The organism is Bradyrhizobium oligotrophicum, from assembly GCF_051168495.1.
GTDB lineage: Bacteria > Pseudomonadota > Alphaproteobacteria > Rhizobiales > Xanthobacteraceae > Bradyrhizobium > Bradyrhizobium oligotrophicum_A.
Map to the genome: position 1 here is coordinate 23,412 of NZ_JBNPVB010000026.1, position 16,928 is coordinate 40,339.

Consider the following 16,928-nt stretch of genomic DNA (forward strand, 5'->3'; position numbering starts at 1 on the left):
TCTGTGCCGGGCATTCTGCGTTTCCTCACCGCGTATCTTACCCGGACGGTCGGACCAGACCACCGGAATTTTCGCCACCCATTTTCGTCACCGCGGCTGCGCGCCCCGCGCCCTCATTCGTCCAGGAGATCGAGAAACTTTTCGACCCTGCTCAAGACGGGCTCACTGCTCGGTCCGGCAAAGATCACGCGATTGCCATCGCGCTGCAGCAGCCGCGACGATGACTTCCGGGGTCTCCCCGTGAGCAGCGTCGCGGCAATCGCCTCCGGCCCGACATCGAGCCGCATGATCCCGCGCTCCCTGCAATTCACCCTGAGCCTGGCGAGCGCAAAGAAATTGCCGGCCGCCGGCGGCAGCGCCCCGAAGCGACGCTGCGTTTCATCTTCGAGCTCCTCCAGCTCGTCGTCATCCCGGCACCTGGCGGCGCGCGCATAGATCTCCAGCCGGATCGCTTCGGACTGCACATAGTCCGGAGGCAGCAGTCCGGAGATCGGCAGGTTCAGCTCCGGGACCCAGAGCGCCGACATCCCGTCCCGATCGCCCTCCAGGGCGAGCGTCAGCAGGTGTCCATACAGAGTCGGGCCGAACACCTGCATGTGGCCGGACTGCCGGTCCGACAGCATGTCGCCGCCGCCGCGCAGATCGAGATCGCGTGCACTGATCGCAAAACCTGCGCCGGGGCGGTTCAGCTCCTCGATCACGGACAGCCGCTTCTCCGAGCGGTCGGAGCCGCCTTCCGTCAGAAAATGCGCGAACGCCCTGATGCCGCCACGCCCGACGCGCCCGCGCAGCTGATGCAGCTGCGACAGGCCAAATCGTTCCGGCCAGCACACGACGATGGTGTTGGCACGCGGGATGTCGAGACCGCTTTCGACGATGTTCGTCGCCAGCAGCACATCGGCCTGGCCCTCGACGAATGTCATCAACCGCTCGTCGATGTCATCGGCGGGCAGCCTGCCATGGATCGTGATGATGCGCAGGTCAGGCGCCAGCGCGTGGATCCTGGCCTGCATCGGCTCGAGGTCCTGGATCCGCGGGCAGATCAGGAAACTCTGTCCGTTGCGCCTGTGCTCGCGCGTCAGTGCGGCGGCGATCGCGATGTCCGACAGCGGCGCCACCTTGGTCACGACCGGGACACGATGAACCGGCGGGGTTGCGATCACGCTGAGATCCCGAAGGCCGGTCAGGCCGGCCGCCAGCGTGCGGGGGATCGGCGTCGCGCTCATCCAGAGCCTGTGGCCGTTCTTGTTGAGGCTCGACAGCATGGCCTTCTCGGCGGCCCCGAAATGCTGCTCCTCATCGATGATGATCAGGCCGAGATCGGCGAACTTGACGTCCTTGGAGGTCAGCGACAATGTCCCGACGACGACCTTGAGCTCTCCGCTCTTCAAGCCGTCGCGCACCTTGCGCGCCTCGGCCGTCGACGCGACGCGCGACAGATTTCCGACCTCGACGCCGAGCGCCGCAAAGCGCTTGCGGAACGTCTCGACATGCTGTCGCGCCAACACCGTCGTCGGGACGACGATGGCGACCTGCTTCCCCGCCAGCACGGTGGCCGCGGCTGCGCGCAGCGCCACCTCGGTCTTGCCGAAGCCGACGTCACCGCAGACGATCCGGTCCATCGGGTGCCCCGATGCAAGATCGTCGAGGACGTCGCGGATGGCCATGGCCTGATCCGGGGTGGTGAAATAGGGAAAGCGCGCGACGAACTTCTCATAGGCGGCCGGACGCGGCACGAGCTTCGGCGCCGGCCGCCGCAGGCGCTGGCTCCGCTGCTTGGCGAGCGCCTTGGCTACGACATGGATTTCGGTCTCGGCCGCGGCGCGCCGTGGCCGCCATGAGCTGCCGTCGGCCTTGTCCAGCGACATGTCTCCGAGCTCGGCGGCGTACGGCCAGATCAAGGCGAGCTCGGCAAGCGGCACGAGAACGGCATCGTTTCCGGCAAACACCAGCCTGACCATTTCACAGGCGGTGACGCCTCCACTCCCCATCGACCGCAAGCCGCCAAGGCGCGCCAATCCGCGCTGCAGATGCACGACGACGGAGCCGAGCTCCGGCAGACCGACCGCGTCGAAGCCTTGCGTCCAGGCCCAGTTCGTCGGTTGCGGCTGATGCGCCCTGCTGCCGAGGACGTCGGACGCGGTGATGACCACGAGCTTTCGTCCGGGAACGACGAAGCCGGCGTCGAAACCTGCCAGCAAGGCAGCTTCCCGCCGGCCCCGCGCGGTCGCTTCCGCCCAATCAGCAACGCCTTCGGCCCTGACGCCGCTCATCCGGGCCATGAGACGCAGATCGCTCTCGACCGCAGCAACGAACAGCACGCGCGCATCACTTTGCCGAGCGTCCTCGATGAAGGCGCGCAGCGCCTTTCGGGGCGCGGCCTCCTTGAAGAATTCCGGGATCCCCCGATAGGGCGCCGTCGGGGGCAGCAAAGCGATTTTCTTCGCCGCCAGGTCCCATTCGCGGCGGCTCAGATAGGCGCGGTCACGCTCCGCGCGGGCCGCGGCGTCCTCGATCGTGGTCAGCCAGATGTCCGCATGTTTCGGCACCGCGGTGTCGGCGATCCACTTGGCCCGTGCGCAATAGTCGAACAGGTCGGATTTGCTCCGCGCCCGGTCCTTGACCGCGAGCCGCTCGGACATCGGATCGATCTGGAGCTCCCTGAACTCGGCAATCACCTCCTGATCCATCGGATTGAAGCTCGCGATCCGCCTCAGCTTGCCGCCGGAATGCTCGATCCTGAATGGACCGGTCGCACCGGCGGGAAAGATCTCGAACGTATTGCCGTGAAACAGCGCGCCGCCGGGATAATCCGGGCTGTCGTCCAGGTCATATCCGAGGCGCTCCAGACGGGCCTCGAGATCCTGTTCCGAATAGGCGTCGCCGACCCGAAGCAGCATGCCGATCCGCGACCAGTCAGTCGGCGACGGCAGGCGCTCCATCATCGCTTCCGCCGTGGTGATCAGCAGGATCGGCTTCTTCGCGCTCGCAAGACGCCGCAGCACGGAGCTCCGCCGGCCGGCGATGTCGCGCGACGGCTCGAGCAGATCGAAGGGCAGCGTATCCAGCCGCGGGTAGACGAGCACGTCACACGCAGGCTCGAGCACCTGGATGATCGACCCCAACCGCTCGCCTCTGCGTTCGTTCTCGGCGAGGAAGACGACACCGCTTCGGCCCGAATCCTGCCACTGAGTCACGAGGTGCAGCGCGAGCAGACCGAGCGGCGACGAGGAGGACACGCCGGGCCTGGGAACCACGGCCTTCTTGGACGCGACGGCGGTCGTCTTGCGCGAACCAGCCTTCTTCGGTGTGGCCGTATGTTTTGCTGAAGGCGCCTTGCGCTGCGCCGGGACGCGGGAGGTGCGAAGAACGGAGGACAAAGAGATCGTCTCATGCGTGATTGGCGATCGCCGGGGGCGTCCCGGCGAATCTGGATCAGGTTTAGCGCATTCGGTCGTTGAGGGGGACACCAACATCTCGACCTCCACGACCCTATTGGCCTCGCGACCGGCGTGTGTCACCGTCCGGCATCAGCCGGCGCACCAACGCACGGCCATGCGCATTCTTTCCAACCGACTTGCATGCGAGCTGCTGCCGCCGCGCCGAGCATCCAGATGTTGCGGCGCTGTTCACATCAACGTCGACGCGCATTCCGGGAGTGAGGTCATCGCGATTGCAGGTCTGCGATTGAGGCTTGCGACACCATGAGGGCGCGCCTGATGCTGCGATGCAAGTGATGAGCTTGCGACAAACCGGCACGACGGGCAGTGACTGGGCTTGTCTCAGCCATCCACGTCGATGTCAGCACGAAGAAGGACGTGAATGCCCCAGCCTGCGTTGCAGGTCCGCGCTGAGCGGGGCAACGCGGGAAGCGCTGGAACACGCCAGTCATTTTTCATCGAATAGACGGCGGCTATCCGCCGTCAGGCGAAACAGCTTCATCGGATGATCCGGCAGCGGCAGAACGCTTTCACGTTCGTAGAAGCTGCGCACGTTGTCGTCCTCGGCATCGACGATGACGGCGTGCTGGCGCGGACGCCAACAGGCACGCCGTTTTCCGTTTCTCGGACGCATCTATGGCCTGCAGGGCCTGTGCCGTGCGTGGCGTTCGCCCCTCCCCGGCATCGTCATGACCGCTCGGCACGACGAAAGATGTGACGCCATCGTCGCGGGCGCCGGGCGGAACTGGGCAGCGAGTTGCGAGCGACGATCGGCGACCGCGCCCACATTCGTAGCCGGCACCGCTTCAAGCACCCGATCGCGTCAGGCGGGAATCCGCGCGATCACCTTGATCTCGAAGTCGAACCCCGCCAGCCAGTTGACGCCGATGGCGGTCCAGTTCGGATAAGGCGCACGCGGGAAGACCTCGCTCTTGACGGTCATGATCGTGCCAAACTGGTTTTCGGGATCGGTGTGAAAGCTGGTGACGTCGACGATGTCGTCGAGCCCGCATCCCCCCGCCTGCAGCGTGGCCTCGAGATTGGCGAAGGCCAGCCGGACCTGGGCTTCGAAGTCCGGCTCCGGCGAGCCGTCGCTGCGGCTGCCGACCTGCCCCGACACAAACAGGAGATCGCCTGAGCGGACCGCCGCGGAGTAGGCATGGGATGCGTAAAGGTCGTGCCGACCTGCGGGGAAAACGGCGTCGCGCTGGGCCATGGGAATTCTCCTGTTGAGCGTTGCACCGCGGAGCCGATGAAGAATGCCGACCACGCAGTTCACATACGCGACGTATATTATTTTCATATACGCAACGTATGTCAACTGATATGGTTCCGGCACTTCTGGAGGGGTGGGTTGTGGCTGCACGTCGTCGCTCGGAAACGATGGAGGAGAACCGCGCCAAGCTGATTGCCGCGGGCCGCAAAGCGTTCGCCTCCGAAGGCTTCGCGGCGGCGTCGATGGACGAACTGACGGCATCGGTCGGTCTGACGCGCGGCGCGCTCTACCACCATTTCGGCGACAAGACCGGCCTGCTCGCAGCCGTGGTGGCGCAGGTCGACGGTGAGATGGCCGCCCGCGCACAACTGGCCAGCGCCGATGCGGGCGATGACTGGGACCGTCTGCTGGCGGAAGGAGCGGCCTATATCGCGATGGCGCTGGATCCGGAGGTGCGACGGATCGTGCTGCTCGATGGACCCGCCTTCCTCGGCGATCCCTCGCACTGGCCCAGCCAGAACGAATGTCTGGAGGCCACCAAGCAGGCGGTCGCGACATTGATCGCCGACGGCGTCATGAAGCGCACCGACATCGAGGCCGCCGCCCGCCTGCTCTGTGGCGCCGCTCTGAACGCAGCCCTTTGGGTCGCCGCCAGCGACGATCCGCAATCCACCCTGCCCAAAGCCGTCGACGCCTTCCGCATGATGGCGGAGGGCTTTCTATGCGTCCGACGGAGCGCAACGGTCAGCAGAAGGCCGCGACAGCCCGTTGCGACCGATCGACGGCGAGGCGACTGAGCCGCGTCGCCGGACGAGCGGCAAGCGGGAGGTCGCGGCAGGTCGCGAAGCTCATTGAGTGTGCTGCACTCCACCCCTCAAGTGAGACACGATAATCTCAGTGACAGTGCGGTTGCCACGACGTGTTACCGTGCCTTGTCTTGCGCGAACGCGGCTTCGAACCCAAGAAGCGATCGGTTCTTATGTAGACGTCTGCGATGAAGCTTTCGATCCGGCGAGGCGTGTCTCTGATGTCGGAGAATGCCTCGCTGGTTGACCTCGTCGGCCTTGAGCGTCTTCATGAAGCTTTCGGCCTTAGCGTTGTCGATAGGGTTGCCCGGCCTGCTCACGCTGATCGTGACGTCACGATCTGCCAATATCTGGCAATCGGCGATCGAGGTGTCATGGCTTGGATGACTTCGATGATGCGAGTGCACGTTTGCCTTGCGCGACCGGCCGCTCCAATGCGCGCAAGCACAGCTCCGCTCAATTTCCGGGGAAGCGCGCCGCGACGCCCGCAACGACCTCATCGACGATGACACCGAGTTCCGACAGCGTGACGCCGTCGCGGGCCTGGATCGAAATTCCCTGCATGACGGCAGCCAGATGTCGGGCCAATCGCTGGATCTGATCGTGCTCTGCAAAGGATGACAGGGCCTGCGCGATCCTTGCGCGCAGCGCTTCGCGCCGGGCGGCGGCATCTTGCGCCAAGGCGGCGTGATCAGGATGACAGGCAACGAGGCCGCTCGATATCATGCATCCGCGTTCATGCGGACGTTGCGTGACATTCCTCACCGCCCCTTCAAGCAACCACCGCACCGCTGCCGGCAGCGACTCTGCCGATGCGATGGCTGCCTCATCGAGGCAGCCCATTGTCTCTTCATACCGGGCCATCGCCAGCTGATAGAGGCCGGCCTTGCTGCCAAAGGCTGCGTAGAGACTCGGCGGCGCAACCCCGATTGCCTTGGTGAGATCGCCCACCGAGACGCCTTCATAGCCATGCTGCCAGAACAGCAGCATGGCCGTTTCGATCGCGCCGTCGCGGTCGAAGCTCCAAGGCCGTCCACCGCGCGACTTTCCGTTCTGTTCCATAGCGATCACTAAACTATAGCTTGACACTGGTCGTCAACCGAGTTGAATAGCGAACGCTAAACAACATGGAGCGCTTTCATGGGCCAGACCCGTCGTCACTTCTTGTTCGCTGCCGCTGCGCTGGGGGCTGAGGCCGTGCGGCCGCACGACGTCCTGGCTCAAGGACAGGGATCGACCAACCAGGAGGTACTCCCCCGCACCAACCGTGAATTGTTCTCCGCACGCTCGAGCGACGGTGCGATGCTCGCTGCCGAAGCGAAAGGCGACCCCGCCGCGCCCGAAATCCTGTTCATCCATGGTCTGCGTCAAAGCCGGCTGAGTTGGGACAAGCAGTTCCGCGATCCGGTGCTGGCCGGCTTCCGAATGGTTCGTTTCGATCTGCGCGGGCATGGCGACTCCGACAAGCCGGCTGCTCTCGACGCCTACTCGGATTCCGATCGATGGGCGGACGATGTCGCAGCCGTGATCGCGGCGTCGAAACTGCGCCGCCCCGTCCTCGTCGGCTGGTCGCTCGGTGGGTACGTTGCTGGTGCGCATCTCCGCAAGAACGGCGGCGCCGGAATCGCCGGCATCAACCTGGTCGATGCCGTCACCAGATTGTCGCCCGACCTGCTCACGCCGCTCGCGGGTGAGTTCTCCCGGAGCACGACCTCGCACGATCTGGCGGAGCGGGTCGCCGCAACGGCGGATTTCCTCGGAGCCTGCTTCCACCAGCCACCGACCGGCGCGGCATTGCAGGAGATGCTTGTCGTCAACGGCATGACGCCGTCCGCGGCATATGAAGGCTTCCTCCGAACCTCCACGACCGATCTGGAGCCGGCTTTCGCGAACTACAGCGGTCCCATCCTGTTGACGCACGGCGCCCACGACCGCCTCGTTCGCCAAGCCATGTCCGAGCGCATCCGATCGCTCAAGCCGGAAAGCCGTTTGTCCGTATTTGCTCAGAGCGGGCACAGTCCGTTCTACGAGGAGCCAGCCCGTTTTGGGCGAGAACTTGCCGCTTTCGTCACCGCGGCGAACAAGGCGTGATCGACACGCGCTTCACATGCACGGAGCCTGGCAGGTGAGAGCTTCGGAAGGAAATCTCATGTCTCTGCTGGAAATGGCCTGTGCCGTGCTCCTGTCTTCCTGAGGGGACCGCAATACGCCACCATGTCGCGATGTTCGATAGCGCGCGTTGCACCCTATACATTGTGACCCCCGCCGTGGTCGCCGGCTCGCTCATCTGCATCGCAGGCGTTGCCATCACGCAGCGGCAATGCTCAGAACAGCAATCCATCCGGATCACTCATGCCTGCACGGAGACGATTATGAGCGTCCTTCCGACCAATAGCTTGTTCGAGGGATTTTCTCGCTTGGATCACACCACCACTGGCGTGCACTTCGCGGGCGTCATGGGCGGCGACGGTCCACCGGTGCTGCTGCTGCACGGCTACCCCGAGACGCATGCAACGTGGCATGCTGTGGCTCCGGCGCTGGCACAGCGCTTCTCGATCGTCGCTCCGGACCTCCCCGGCTATGGGCGAAGCCTGGTCCGCAATGATGGGGCTTGGGCCAAGCGCGACGTCGCAACAGAGCTTGTTTCGCTGATGCAATCCCTTGGACATCGGCGTTTCGCGGTTGTCGGGCATGATCGCGGCGCGCGTGTGGGATACCGCCTGGCGCTCGACTTTCCTCAGCAGGTCACAGCCTATTGCTCGATCGCGGTGGTTCCGACCCTCGACGTCTGGCCTGCCGTCGACCGCGAATTCGCGAAACGGGCATTTCACTGGTTTCTCTTCGCGCAGCCCGGCGACCTCCCGGAGCGTCTTCTGGCAGCCGATCCCGATGCCTTTCTGGACGACACGCTGGACCACATGGCGCACGGCCTCTCCTCGCTGCATCAGATCGCCGTCGCCGACTACCGCGAAGCGTTCGCCAAAGCTTCGGTTCGCAGGGCCATCATCAAGGATTATCGCGCAGCCTACGATATCGACGTCCAGCATGATGCTGCTGACAGACGAGCGGGACGAAAGATTGCCTGCCCGGTGCTGGTGCTCTGGCCCCGGCACCAACGCCTCGTCGCGGACCGAGGTCACGACGACGTGCTGACCCCTGGGACCGTATGGCGGCGGTGGGCTGATGATGTTCGGGAGGTCGATATTGACGGTGGCCATTTGCTTCCTGAGCAAGCGCCCGAAGCTGTTGTGGAGACGCTGATCTCGTTCCTTGCGCAACACGGTCGCGAATAGTCCCTGTCGCACGGCGAGATCCGCCGCTCGGCCGCGCTGTTCGAAAGATCATAATGACGCTGGCCTGATCAGGGAGGTGGCGAGCGAGAATAGCTTATCTTCCAAACTCGGACGCATGGCTGTTCGACTCCCAAATAATGACGATCCGGATCGACCAACCCGTCGACGACGTTCTGGCGCCCCTGCGAAACGCCGGCACGGGACATCACACGGCCGGCTTTCCCGGTTTCAAACAGCGGACATAACTGAGCCATCTCGCGGCGCCCGAGCTTTGCATCCGTTCGACCTCTCCTTTCGGAAAGAAGAGGCGCAGGGAAGACCGCGTATCGGCTGATACCCGTGGTCCATGTGCAACGAATAAGCACGCGGCAGAACCACAAGTTCAGCCCAATCTCCGGCCTTCCCTGCGCGACGGTTGACGAATTATAAGCGCTCTCTCCGGGGATCGGCTGTCTTGCCCCCATCGCCAGCGGATCATCACCGCCGGCTTGGCATCAGCGTGCCCGACGCTGCGAGCGATACGTCCGCGACAAACTGGCACGACGGGCAGTTGGCGCATGCAGGGCATGCGTGGATGGCCCGTCGGACAGATCGTCTGCCGCACCATGCCTGGCCCAGCCGCATCGCGCTCCGGAACAAAGCCGGCCAACGCGGATTGTCGTGGTCGCAATCTCCCCATGCAACACAGCAACACGGTGAGACGACCATGACCGCTGACAGCCTGAAGACATTGCATACTGCACTGGTTGATGCCCGCAACGGCTATCAGGAAGCGGCCAAGGATGCCGACACGCCCGCGCTCAAGTCGCTCTTTGCCGAGATGATCTCCTTGAAGGAGAGAGATCATGCGGAGCTGCATGACGCGCTGACCCGGTTGGGCGAGACACCGGACGATTCCGGATCGTTCATGTCCACCGTCCACGAGACCGTCATCAGCGTGCGCGCCGCGGTGACCGGCCTTGGCACCAATGCGCTCTCGTCCTTCGTCAGCGGCGAGGAGCAGATCGTGGCCGACTATGACGACGCGCTGAAGGACTGCGCCGGCGATCCCGCGATCACGGCAACGCTGCGCCGGCAGCGCGGGACCTTGCTGACGAAGATCGCGGAAATGAAGCAGCTCGAAACCTGAGCGCCTGGTCCATGCCAGGCCTAAATCGAGCCATTGCCCTGCCGACGATGGCTTTCGCCGCAGCCCGGCCATCGTCGTTGACCGCAGACGCCACCGTCAGGATGTTCACCGTGCCGAACCTGAAGACCGACGAACACTTCATGCAGGAGGCGATCAAGGTCGCAACGCAGGATGGCGCCGATCCGGCGCTGTCGCCAATCGGCTGCGTCATCGTGCTGGGCTCCGAGATCATCGCGGCCGACCGCAATCACGTGGCCGACAAGCATGACGCCACGGCCCATGCCGAGATCGAGGCCATCCGTGCGGCCGGACGCGGCTTCGACAATGGCGAGCTGCGCGGCGCCACGCTCTACACCACCCTGCAACCCTGCGGCATGTGCACGATGGCCTCGATCTGGAGCAAGGTCGGCCGCATCGTGTTCGGCGCCGGCCGCGAGGACGTGCACCAGATGTACTTCGAAGCCAGGCATGTCGACACGCTGAAATTCGTCGAGAAGGCCTATCGCGACGACCTCACGATCGAGGGCGGCGTTCTGCGCGAGGCGTGCAGCAAGCTGTATTACCGCCCCTGGGACGACGTCCCGATCGAGGAGCAGGGCAACAGGTAGGCCGGCGACATCGTCACACCTCGACCGCGTGGCGGGCTACGATCCGCGTCGTCTGATCTCGCCGACCATTCGGGCCCCGTGCCGGAACGAAGCCTGCTGATCCAGCTCGTCGCCGACGACGTTGAGTTGAACGCGCCACCAGGAGATCTGCTGCATGCGACGACCTCTGCTCACGACGGCGATCCGCCTGGGAGCCATCGCCCTGCTGGGAGCCATCACCCTGCCGACCCCGAGTTCAGCCTCTCCGCTCGCCCTTTACCGGTGGACGCACCGCATCCTGGTGGTGACCGGCCCCGACGACGCCGCAGCGCAGCAGCAACGCCGGATCTTTCACGCAGCCAAAGCCGGCATGTCGGAGCGCCAGATCATTCTGCGCGAAGCCGTCGACGACAGCGCGCTCTCCCGCGAGCTCCGCTCTGCCCTCGGCACCGACGGCCGCCGCTTCAAGGTCACCCTGATCGGCAAGGACGGGCACGCTGCGCTTGCCTCGGAGACGCCGATCTCAGCCGACGACTTGTTCAAGCGCGTGGACGCGATGCCGATGCGACAGGACGAGATGCGGCGGGCGAGGTCGGAGAAGTCGCGGTGACAGGTGGCGCGCGGCTGGGCCCTGGGGCGAGCTGGCCAGACGAGGCGCGGCAACAACGATCATCGTTTTGTGCAACCAATGTGGTCGGGCTGAGCAAGGCCCCGGCGGTCCGGTGAAGCCGGAGCACACCGTCGTCACAAATGCTCGCGCCCCAAGCGGAAGCATTGTCTACAAGGACACCGCCCGATGCACCTCCACAGCATCGCCGGCATCGAGGCGCAACAATTGGCCGCATCTCGTCGCGCCGGCATGATTTGATTGCCTGCTCGGCGTCCCATACAAGACACGATGTCACGTTCATTGCCCTCTGCGTTCCATCGCCTCGTCGCGAGCCAGGCCGGCGCTGGCATCATCCTGATGATTTCCGCCACCGCTGCGCTGATCGTCGCCAATACTCCGGCTTCAGAATTCTACTTCGCTTCGCTCCAACGCTACGTTGCCGGACTTTCGATCCTTCATTGGATCAACGACGCTCTGATGGCCGTGTTCTTCCTGCTCGTCGGACTCGAGATCAAGCGGGAGTTCCTGAGTGGGCAGCTCTCGACCTGGCCGCGGCGGGTGTTGCCGGCATTTGCAGCAACCGGCGGGATGGTTGTTCCTGCGCTCGTCTACATCGGCTTCAACCTGAACACCGCGGAGACCTTTCGCGGATGGGCAATCCCGACCGCCACGGACATCGCGTTTGCACTCGGGGCGCTGGCCCTGCTCGGCTCTCGCGTGCCGAGCTCTCTCAAGATATTCCTGACCGCGCTGGCCATTCTGGACGACCTCGGCGCCGTCACCGTCATTGCGGTGTTCTACACGGATCACCTCTCGCTCGGATGGCTCGCCGCGGCAGGAGTCGTTCTGGCCGTGTTGGTCGTCTTGAATCAGACCGGCGTCGCGAGGCTCTCGGCCTACCTCGTGCTCGGTGCCGTGCTCTGGATCTTCACGCTGAAGTCGGGCATCCACGCCACGCTCGCAGGTGTCGCGCTGGCCTGGACAATTCCGGCCTCCCCGGCCAGGCACTCGCCCCTCCTCACGCTCGAGCACACGATCCACCCCTGGGTGGCTTTCGCGATCCTGCCCATCTTCGCGTTTGCCAATGCCGGCGTCTCTCTGACCGGGATGAGCTGGGATGTCCTGAAGCAACCCGTGACCCTCGGCATCATCGCGGGCCTGTTCGTCGGCAAGCAGAGCGGCATCTTTGCCGCAACGTGGCTTGCGATACGTCTTCGGCTGGCGCGCCTGCCCGAAGGGGCCGACTGGCGCCAAGTCTACGGCATCGCGGTCCTCTGCGGCATCGGCTTCACGATGAGTCTCTTCATCGGATTGCTGGCATTTCCCGGTGCCGAAGCCCTTCAGAACGAGGTCAAGGTCGGCGTCCTGCTTGGCTCGCTGCTGTCGGGCCTGTTCGGCATGGCGCTGCTGAGTTTCCCTGGAAAGGGCAAAGCCGCCGAACGGACGATGTGAAGTCTGGCCCGCCGCGTCGGCAGGTGTTCCTGGGATCTTCGCACAGCCACCATGCTGCGCCGAGAAGGCCTCCCGACACCGGAGCGTTCCTGGCCCGACTCTTGCCTTGGTTTCTGCGAGGAGGCCCGCCATGCTCGGCATTCCCCGTCGCTACAGCCACTTCGTCTTTGCAGCCATTCAGTCCGGACTGACCTGCTTCGTCGCCGCTGGCATAGCCAGTCTGCCATCCTTTGCGATGGGCGACTTCGCTCATAACTGGATGTCGTCGTGGCTGATGGCCTGGGCCACGATGTTGCCGATCGTCGTCGTAGCCGCGCCCGTCATCAGATCGCTGGCTGTCGTCCTGACGCGCGATGAGCAGCCAGACCCGAAGTAAAATCGGCCTAGGGTTCGCACTGACAGGTCCAAACATCGCCCCATCACGTGCTGAACACGAGGCCCTTTAGCAACGCCGGCGCGGGACATCGTCACCAATACATCTCTCCACGTTTCAAACAGCAGGCATGGCTGAGCCATCTCGCGGCCGCATGCGCCCGAGCTTTGCTTTTCGATCCACCTCTCCTTCCGAAGAAGAGGCGCAGGGAACACCGGGTATCGACTGATACAAGCAGTCCCCGCGCGGCAAGTAGGCACGCGGCAGAACCACAGGTTCAGCCGGTCGTGCAAGACACCCCGGGCCGCCGCGATCAGGCGGCGCGGACCTCCTCGACGAAGCTGCCGACCTCGGTCGTCAGTTGCTCGGCCTGTCGCGACAGTCCGTCCGCCGCGTTCAGCACCTCGCTCGCGGCGATGCCGGTTTCGGTCGCCGCCTTGCTCACGCCGCTGATCGTCGCCGTCACGTCCTTGACCGAATGCGAGGTCTGCTGAACGTTGCGGGCGATCTCCTCAGTCGCCACACCCTGCGCCTCGACGGCCGCAGCGATTGCGTTTGAGATCGATGAGACCTCCTCGATGGTCCCGGCAATGCCGCGGATCGCGTCGACGGCCTCCTTGGTGGCGGCCTGGATCTGCGAGATCTGCGCCCCGATATCCGCCGTCGCCGACGCCGTCTGGGTTGCCAGCATCTTCACCTCGGAGGCGACCACCGCGAAGCCGCGCCCGGCTTCGCCTGCCCGCGCCGCCTCGATGGTCGCGTTCAGCGCGAGCAGATTGGTCTGGGCGGCGATCGCCTGGATCAGGGTAACGACCTCACCGATCTTCTCGGCGCCCTCCGCCAAGGTCCGCACGATCTTGTCGGTGCGCTGCGCATCCGCCACGGCCCGGCCGGTGATCGTCGAGGACTGCGCGACCTGGCGGCTGATCTCGGTGATCGAGGCCGTCAGTTCCTCGGCCGCGGAGGCGACCGTGCTGGCGCCAATGCTCGCCTCCTCGGCCGCGGCGGCAACCGTGGCCGCCTGCCCCTTGGTCTGCGTCGCGGTTGAGGACATCGAGCGCGCCGTCGTTTCCAGTTCGGTCGCGCCCGAGGCCAGTTGCGCCACCATGGCGCCCGCCTTGGCCTCGAAATCGCGCACCAGGCCTTCGAGACGCGTCGCGCGCTTTTCCTTGATGACGCGCTCGGCGGCCTGTTCGCCGGCCAGCCGGTTGGTGGTGAGCATGGCCTCCTTGAAGACCTGCACGGACTGAGCCATGCCGCCGATCTCGTCCTTGCGGAGCGCGAACGGCACCTCGGCCTCCTCATTGCGGGCAAGCCGGGTCATCACCTCCGACAGCTTCGCGATCGGGTTGAGCAGATGGCGCACCAACAGGAGGGACGACGCCGCCGACAAGCCCAGCACGAACAGGATGGCGGCACCCGCGAACAGGATGCCCTTGAGCCCGTCGGACTCGTCCTGCTCGGCGACGGCCTGCGCATCGCGCAAGGCGGCGTCGCGAATGCCCAACAGCGACGCGTTGGCGATCGTCGCCTGCCTGCGCCAGTCGTCGATCGACACCTCATAAGGCGTCGCGTTGGAGGCGGCCTTGATCAGCGCTTCGCGCAGCGTCTTGTCCGCGCCGAAATAACGCTCACGCGCCTCGCCGACGCTCGCGCGTGTCGCCTTGGGCGCATGCGCATCGTCGCCGCGATCGAGGATCTCGGCCCACAGCCGCGCCATCTGACCATTCGCGAAGTTCAGTTCGTCCCGTTCCGCCGCCGTGGCCGGGCGGCCCGCCGTGACCAGCCCCGAAATCAGCAGCGACACCTGACCTGCCGTCTGCCGGATCACCCAGCCCTTCTGGGCGACGTCGAGCAGGTTGCCGGCCGTGGTGCTCAGCCGCATCGTCTCCTTGATGCCGCTTTCGAGCAACTGGTTCAGGCTCACCATCGCATCGGCGTAGTCGCGCATCGCCTTGACGGCGATGCCGCTTCCGCGCTCGGCCAGCGGCTTGGTCCAGTTGGCCGCCGCTTCGTCGCGTACGGCGGCGATCTTCGCCGCGGCCGCCTTGACGCGCTGCGTCAGGTCGGCGTCACCACGCGCGAGCACAGCGAGCTTCTCCAGAGCCCCGTCGCTGCTTCGGCGATTGTCGGCGAACTCCTTCAGCACCGCGCCATCCGCCGGAGACTTGCCGATCAAGGCGCGATTGACGGGACCGCGTTCGACGGTCAGTGCTCCCACCGCCTCGAAGCCGGCCGCCAGCCGCGTCTCGAGAGCGTGCGCCGCGATGGCATTTTGATAGGCGCCCAAGCGCTCGCTGAGTTGAAGGCCCGATGTCAGGACGATGACGCCCGACATCAGCGCCGCGATGGCAATTCCCGTCCGCTTGATGGACACGTCCCCACTCCTCATTCCCATGACAATCAAGCGCGAGGGCGCACCGAGCGCTCTCGCGCGAAAGGCCCCGCCCTACTTCAATTCGAATTCCACCATCTCGATCGTCGACTTGCCCGTATTCCGGATCGTCCGCGCCGGCCCGATGTCCTGCCAGGCGAAATCACCGAACTTCAAATTGAGCTTGTGGTCGGGCTTGCCCTCGCGACCCTCGATGAGTTCGCCACCCTGCACCACGATCCGCACGCCCGGGGCGGCCTGATGCATCGCCGGCGCGGTTTCGCCGGGCTTCAGAATCAGTCGCCAGGCCTGAACCCGATGATTGTCCATGACCGTGACGTAGGGCTCGGGACGAGCGGCCGGCGTGAAGCGGCCCGGCGCGGAATCGAACAGCTCGAAGCCCGCGATCCGAAAGTCACCGTCGCCCACGTTGACGACCTGATGGACGCCCGGCTTCTTAGTATAGTTGGTGAACAGGACCTCCCCGACCTTGCGTGGAACGATCAGCGGCTTGCCGCCGAGCGGCGTCCCCTCCGCATTCGAGACGGCCAGATAGACCTGCGCGAAATCCCTGAAATGACTGTGGTAGGCCGCCATTCCGCCGGCCGGGATCGTGACGTTCATGAACTGCAGATATTCGTTCTTGAAGGTCTGATCGTGGAAGCTCGCGAATTCGATCGGAACGATCTCAGGCTCGCCTGCCGCATTCGCGCGTCCCGGCAGCGTGGCAGCGCCAATCACCTGGGCGCCAAGCATCGCGCAACACCCGCACAAAAACTGACGCCGTCCCATCGCATTCCGCATCTTGTCGCCTTGTCGTCCCATTGAGTTGAGCCGCTGGTGAGACTATCAGGATACCCTTTAAGACACGCTTAAGTGACGGCTCCACCGCAGTGGTGAGAGCGCATGGCACGTCATTTGCGAACGCATGCCTGATGCATCGCCGACGATCATCAGCCCTGCCGCCGAAATAACGCATGACCTGATCAGGTAAACGGCGAGCGCGAGCGACATCTCTCTTTCGAACGTGTCTGCAAAACTGCTCAAACTTCGAAATGGTCTCACTCGTCGAGTGATCCTTCTGATCGACCAGCACGTCGGCGACGTCTACTCCTGTGCAACGCCGGCGCGGAGCATCATGCGACGCGCGTTCTGCACGCTTCAACAGCAGGCATGGCTTCGCGATCTCGCGGCGACTTCCACCCGAGCTGTGTCCTCAAGTGAACCTCTTCGTCCGACGAAGAGGCGCAGGGAAGACCGGGTATCGACTGATACAAGCGGTCCGCGTGCAGCAAAAAGCACGCGGCAGAAACACAGGTTCAGCCCAATATCCAGCCTTCCCTGCGCGACGGTTTGACGACTTATAGGCGCTCTCCCCGGGGATCGGCTGTCTTGCCCCCGTCACCGGCGGATCATCATCACCACCGGCTTGGCATCAGCACCGCGATGCCAGGACCACACCACTTCGCCGTCGCATCGCTCCGTTCGTCGGCACGGGCTGTGACACCCGGCTGCAGAGCAACGCGCCCGTCGCTTCCCCTGCTCGACGCTCGTGACGATCGCGAAACGTCCCTCTTCAGCGAGCCGGGATGCGCGGAAATGTGAGGGTGATTTGCCCGACAAGGCAAGTCATTAGTTTGCGACAAAC

Annotated in this window: 15 protein-coding genes; 9 read left to right on the top strand and 6 right to left on the bottom strand. The window is 64.6% G+C overall.

What is annotated here, in order from left to right; all coding sequences use genetic code 11:
* Nucleotides 1-113: 113 nt before the first annotated feature.
* Nucleotides 114-3,476, bottom strand: a complete 3,363-nt coding sequence (locus ACQR1B_RS32385) for a DEAD/DEAH box helicase (RefSeq protein WP_434836873.1) — start codon at nt 3,474-3,476, stop codon at nt 114-116.
* Here ACQR1B_RS32385 and ACQR1B_RS32390 point away from each other — a divergent pair.
* On the top strand, nt 3,397-3,708 hold the full coding sequence (locus tag ACQR1B_RS32390; RefSeq protein ID WP_434875147.1) for a heterodisulfide reductase-related iron-sulfur binding cluster: 312 nt from the start codon (nt 3,397-3,399) through the stop codon (nt 3,706-3,708). The two genes, ACQR1B_RS32385 and ACQR1B_RS32390, sit on opposite strands and share 80 nt — an antisense overlap.
* A gap of 180 nt (nt 3,709-3,888) precedes the next feature.
* Here the strand turns inward: ACQR1B_RS32390 and ACQR1B_RS32395 are convergent, their stop codons facing one another.
* Both ACQR1B_RS32395 and ACQR1B_RS32400 read right to left on the bottom strand, forming a co-directional pair.
* A complete protein-coding gene (locus ACQR1B_RS32395; RefSeq protein ID WP_434836871.1) occupies nt 3,889-4,074 on the bottom strand; it encodes a hypothetical protein in 186 nt (61 codons plus the stop codon).
* A 189-nt stretch (nt 4,075-4,263) separates the two neighbouring features.
* A complete protein-coding gene (locus ACQR1B_RS32400) occupies nt 4,264-4,656 on the bottom strand; it encodes a RidA family protein (protein WP_434836870.1) in 393 nt (130 codons plus the stop codon).
* A gap of 110 nt (nt 4,657-4,766) precedes the next feature.
* Between ACQR1B_RS32400 and ACQR1B_RS32405 the strand changes: the two genes are divergently transcribed.
* Nucleotides 4,767-5,453, top strand: coding sequence for a TetR/AcrR family transcriptional regulator (locus tag ACQR1B_RS32405; RefSeq protein ID WP_434836902.1), 687 nt, complete (start codon nt 4,767-4,769; stop codon nt 5,451-5,453).
* A 465-nt stretch (nt 5,454-5,918) separates the two neighbouring features.
* Here ACQR1B_RS32405 and ACQR1B_RS32410 read toward each other — a convergent pair whose 3' ends face one another.
* Nucleotides 5,919-6,524: a TetR/AcrR family transcriptional regulator gene (locus ACQR1B_RS32410; protein WP_434836869.1), complete on the bottom strand. Its 606-nt coding sequence runs from the start codon at nt 6,522-6,524 to the stop codon at nt 5,919-5,921.
* 78 nt (nt 6,525-6,602) lie between these two features.
* Here ACQR1B_RS32410 and ACQR1B_RS32415 point away from each other — a divergent pair, with 78 nt between their 5' ends.
* From ACQR1B_RS32415 to ACQR1B_RS32445, 7 genes are all read left to right on the top strand, one after another.
* The gene (locus tag ACQR1B_RS32415; RefSeq protein WP_434836868.1) at nt 6,603-7,553 is read left to right on the top strand and encodes an alpha/beta fold hydrolase; all 951 of its coding nucleotides are present in this window, start codon (nt 6,603-6,605) and stop codon (nt 7,551-7,553) included.
* 176 nt (nt 7,554-7,729) lie between these two features.
* The gene (locus tag ACQR1B_RS32420; RefSeq protein WP_434836867.1) at nt 7,730-8,755 is read left to right on the top strand and encodes an alpha/beta fold hydrolase; all 1,026 of its coding nucleotides are present in this window, start codon (nt 7,730-7,732) and stop codon (nt 8,753-8,755) included.
* 706 nt (nt 8,756-9,461) lie between these two features.
* Nucleotides 9,462-9,884 (top strand): ferritin-like domain-containing protein, encoded by a 423-nt coding sequence (locus tag ACQR1B_RS32425; RefSeq protein ID WP_434836866.1) that lies wholly within the window; start codon nt 9,462-9,464, stop codon nt 9,882-9,884.
* Nucleotides 9,885-9,994: 110 nt separating this feature from the next.
* Complete coding sequence (locus ACQR1B_RS32430; RefSeq protein ID WP_434836901.1) at nt 9,995-10,492, top strand: nucleoside deaminase; 498 nt, start codon at nt 9,995-9,997, stop codon at nt 10,490-10,492.
* Between the two features lie 154 nt (nt 10,493-10,646).
* A complete protein-coding gene (locus ACQR1B_RS32435; RefSeq protein ID WP_434836865.1) occupies nt 10,647-11,081 on the top strand; it encodes a DUF4174 domain-containing protein in 435 nt (144 codons plus the stop codon).
* Nucleotides 11,082-11,369: 288 nt separating this feature from the next.
* A complete protein-coding gene (gene nhaA, locus ACQR1B_RS32440; RefSeq protein ID WP_434836900.1) occupies nt 11,370-12,533 on the top strand; it encodes a Na+/H+ antiporter NhaA in 1,164 nt (387 codons plus the stop codon).
* Nucleotides 12,534-12,663: 130 nt separating this feature from the next.
* Complete coding sequence (locus tag ACQR1B_RS32445) at nt 12,664-12,909, top strand: DUF2798 domain-containing protein (RefSeq protein WP_434836864.1); 246 nt, start codon at nt 12,664-12,666, stop codon at nt 12,907-12,909.
* A gap of 310 nt (nt 12,910-13,219) precedes the next feature.
* On the opposite strand, the gene ACQR1B_RS32450 is transcribed toward ACQR1B_RS32445, so the two are convergent.
* A complete protein-coding gene (locus ACQR1B_RS32450; protein WP_434836863.1) occupies nt 13,220-15,283 on the bottom strand; it encodes a methyl-accepting chemotaxis protein in 2,064 nt (687 codons plus the stop codon).
* A 72-nt stretch (nt 15,284-15,355) separates the two neighbouring features.
* Nucleotides 15,356-16,036 (bottom strand): hypothetical protein, encoded by a 681-nt coding sequence (locus ACQR1B_RS32455; RefSeq protein WP_434836862.1) that lies wholly within the window; start codon nt 16,034-16,036, stop codon nt 15,356-15,358.
* Nucleotides 16,037-16,928 lie beyond the last annotated feature (892 nt).